Here is a 3,520-nt window from a genome sequence, read left to right on the forward strand (position 1 = left end):
CTGAACCCTTGTGCATGTCGTGATCCTCGGCTGCGGCCGAGTCGGCTCCGCGCTTGCCCGCAGCGTCGAACGGTTCGGCCACTCAGTAGCGATCATCGACCAGAACCCCGCCGCGTTCGGGCGGCTACCGCGCGATTTCACCGGTTTGCGGGTCACCGGGATAGGCTTCGACCGCGACACCCTCATCGAGGCGGGCATCGAGCGGGCCGCCGCGTTCGCCGCCGTCTCCAGCGGGGACAACTCAAACATCATCGCCGCCCGGGTGGCCCGCGAGATGTTCGGGGTCGAGCGGGTCGTCGCGCGGATCTACGATCCCGGCCGGGCCGAGGTCTACGAGCGGCTCGGTATCCCCACCGTCGCCACGGTGCGCTGGACCCGGGACCAGATCCTCGGCCGGCTCCTGCCCGACGCTGTCACGCCGCAGTGGTCCGATCCGTCGGGCTCGGTGCTGCTGGCCGCGATCCCACCAGGACCCACCTGGGTGGGCCGCCGGATCCGGGAGCTGGAGGAGTCCGCCGGGGTACGGGTGGTCTGCGTGACCCGGTTCGGCGAGGGTGTCCTGCCCGACGCCCGCACCCTCGTCCAGGACGGTGACGTCGTGCACGTGGCCGTGACGAAGGCGCACGCATCCGAGGCGGACACGGTGCTGCGCACCGGGCCGGACGGCGAGGGCTCCGGGTAGCTCCGGGCAGATCCAGGCAGACGATGACGCGCGAGGAGGAGAAGCGATGAGCGTGCGCCGGGTGGTGATCGCGGGAGCGGGCAAGGTCGGCCGGTCCATCGCCGCCGAACTGCTGGAGAACGGCTCCGAGGTGCTCATCATCGAGCGGGATCCGCAGAAGATCCGGACCGACGCGCTACCGGAGGCCCGGTGGCTGCTCGCGGACGCCTGCGAGCTGTCCCAGCTCGACGCGGCCGGGCTGAACGAGTACACCGTCCTGGTGGCCGCCACCGGGGACGACAAGGTGAACCTCGTCGTCTCGCTGCTCGCGAAGACCGAGTTCGGCGTGCCCCGGGTCGTGGCGCGGGTCAACCATCCCAAGAACGAATGGCTGTTCACCGAGTCGTGGGGGGTGGATGTGGCGGTGTCCGCGCCGCGCCTGCTCACGGCTCTGGTCGAGGAGGCCGTCAGCGTCGGCGACCTCGTCCAGCTGATGCGGTTCCGGCAGAGCGATGCATCCCTCGTCGAGCTGACGCTGGCCGAGAACGCGCCGGTGATCGGCCAGCGGCTCAGCGAGATCGCCCTGCCGGCGGACAGCGCCCTGGTGGTGATCCTGCGTGACGGACGGGCGGTCATTCCCTCGCCCGACGCCACCCTGGAAGACGGCGACGAGGTTCTCGCGGTCACGACGAACGCCGAGGCCGAGGAGAAGCTCGCCGTGCTGCTCGGTCAAGCGCCGGCAGGCGCGGGCACGCCGGGCTGACGCGCGACAGGCTGGCGCGCGACAGGCTGGCGATGCGGAGGCGGTCAGCCGGCAGGCCGCCGCTCTCCGCGCGGGGGCTCGCCGCGCGGGGCGTCCCCGGCCAGCACCTCGCCGTCCAGCACCTCGCCGTCCACGACCGTCGGGTCGGTGGCGGCGGTGGCGGCGGGGGGCAGCGGTGCGATCCGGCGGACGATGGCGAAGCTGGCCAACACCGCGACACCGAACAGCGGAAGTCCCAGGGCGATGTTGGCCGCGGCCAGCCAGCCGGGCTCGTCGGCGAGGTAGAGCACCCCCTGCACGACGAACCGCACACCGAACACGGCGATCCAGACGACCGTCGCCCACACCGCGGCCCGCCGCTGGCGGGGCACCCGCTGCCAGTTCGCATAGCGGCTGTCCAGACCGGCCATGAGATACCCCGCCACCGGCCGGCGCAGGACGATCGACAGCAGGGCCACCACCCCCCAGAGCGCGTTCTTCGCGATGCTGGGCAGGAAGAACCCCTTCGCGTTCCCGGTGCGAGAGGCCACGAATGCAGCGATCGCCACGGCGAACAACCCCGAAAAGGTCTGCTGGGTCGGCTCACGGCGCACGATGCGCAGCACCAGCAGAGCGGCCGCCGTGGCAATGGCGACCGCAATGCCGGCGGTCAGTCCGGCCTCGGCGTTCACCGTCACAAACGCCACGGTGGGCACGGAGCTGTCAATGATCCCCCGTGGGCCGCCGATGGCCTCGGACATCGTCATCGGAGGCGTGTCGGGAGATGGCGTACGTGGCATGTCTGGTTAAGATCCCGTCGGGTTGGGCGGACCCGCCGACCTAGGCGCTCGCCGACGGAACGGGGAGTAGTTCGTAACGCGGGTTGAAGATGATCGGACGGTTCTCCTGCACGGTAACGCGCCCGGAAGCCTTGACCGACGCGCCAGCCCGCAGGCCCGGGATGTCCCGGCGGCCGAGGAAGACCAACGTGACGGTGCCGCTGCCGTCGTAGATGTCGACCTCCAGGGTCGGTGCACCCGAACGCGCACGTACCGTCACGGCCTGGATAGTACCCGCGACGCAGATCTCGTCCCGGTCACGACAGCCGCTCATCGGGGCGGCGCCCGCCGCCGCCGAGGCCGCCTGGAGGTCCTCGGCGTCGAGCTCGCTCGTCCCTGCTGTCAGTCTGTGGAGCTTGCGCCCCAACCAGCCGCGTGACTCGCCCACGGCTCCTCCGATCCGGCTCGTCGGCGACTCGGCGCAAGCAACTGCTGCTCGAGCACGTCCAACACGTTCAACACGTCCAATGCAACGCATGACCGGCGCTCACTGTGCCCGCCCCGCATGGCGCCTTCGGCGCAATGCGGGGACCCCGGGCACAGGGCGGTCAGCGGATCTCGGCTATACGCGCACCGCGCACGGGCATCTCGGGCCGTCCGCTGGTCGCCGAGGCGACCGGTCCGCCGGAACCAGCGGGGTGATCGGGGTGATCAGTGATCTCTTTCGGCAGCCTCAGGGGCAACGGATCCCGCACCGGCATCGCGCCGTCACCACGAGAAATGATCAGATTGCGCAACGCGGCGTCCAGGAGGGGGCCGGCCGCCGGATCCTGTCCGGCCGCGCCGGTCACCACCGCCCGCAGGAACCAGCGCGGACCGTCCACACCGATCATCCGACCCGGCACGGTCTCGCCCGGTCGCCCGGTCGGCAACCTCATCCGCAGTTCGGGGCCGTAGCGACCGTCTGCCTCCGACCCACCGCCCCCCTGAATGGTCTCCAGAATCTCGGCCCGTACCTCGTCCCAGAGGCCCCGGCTCTTCGGCGCCGCGAAGACGGAGAGCTCCATCGCGCTGCGTCCGTCGGTCACCAGCACCGTCAGCGGCTTGCCGGTCGACTCCTCGACCTGGAACTGCACCTGCATGCCGTCGAGCGCCGGAATCCGCAACGACCCGAGATCGAGGCGATGCACGTCGTCATCAGGTGCCTGCGCGATGTCGTAGGGACCGTCGGGCTCCGACGAGCCCCGCGAGGTGACCTTCTCGGGGACGTCCACCTCGGAGGCCTCGCGACGGTCGAACTCCCTACGCCCTCGCCCGAACACCGGTGGTCTCCTTTCC

At 70.8% G+C, this 3,520-nt stretch carries 5 protein-coding genes; 2 read left to right on the forward strand and 3 right to left on the reverse strand.

Annotated features, from left to right (window positions below; genetic code table 11):
• Nucleotides 1–10 precede the first annotated feature (10 nt).
• Nucleotides 11–682: a potassium channel family protein gene (locus ACY45C_RS11805; RefSeq protein WP_462187660.1), complete on the forward strand. Its 672-nt coding sequence runs from the start codon at nt 11–13 to the stop codon at nt 680–682.
• Nucleotides 683–728: 46 nt separating this feature from the next.
• Nucleotides 729–1,424, forward strand: a complete 696-nt coding sequence (locus ACY45C_RS11810; RefSeq protein WP_462187661.1) for a potassium channel family protein — start codon at nt 729–731, stop codon at nt 1,422–1,424.
• Between the two features lie 44 nt (nt 1,425–1,468).
• On the opposite strand, the gene ACY45C_RS11815 is transcribed toward ACY45C_RS11810, so the two are convergent.
• The 3 genes from ACY45C_RS11815 to ACY45C_RS11825 form a co-directional block, all read right to left on the reverse strand.
• The gene (locus ACY45C_RS11815) at nt 1,469–2,164 is read right to left on the reverse strand and encodes a DUF3159 domain-containing protein (RefSeq protein ID WP_462187662.1); all 696 of its coding nucleotides are present in this window, start codon (nt 2,162–2,164) and stop codon (nt 1,469–1,471) included.
• Between the two features lie 79 nt (nt 2,165–2,243).
• On the reverse strand, nt 2,244–2,630 hold the full coding sequence (locus tag ACY45C_RS11820) for an OB-fold nucleic acid binding domain-containing protein (protein WP_462187663.1): 387 nt from the start codon (nt 2,628–2,630) through the stop codon (nt 2,244–2,246).
• A 160-nt stretch (nt 2,631–2,790) separates the two neighbouring features.
• Nucleotides 2,791–3,504: a DUF3710 domain-containing protein gene (locus tag ACY45C_RS11825; protein WP_462187665.1), complete on the reverse strand. Its 714-nt coding sequence runs from the start codon at nt 3,502–3,504 to the stop codon at nt 2,791–2,793.
• Nucleotides 3,505–3,520 lie beyond the last annotated feature (16 nt).

It is taken from the genome of Frankia sp. CcWB2, assembly GCF_977927585.1.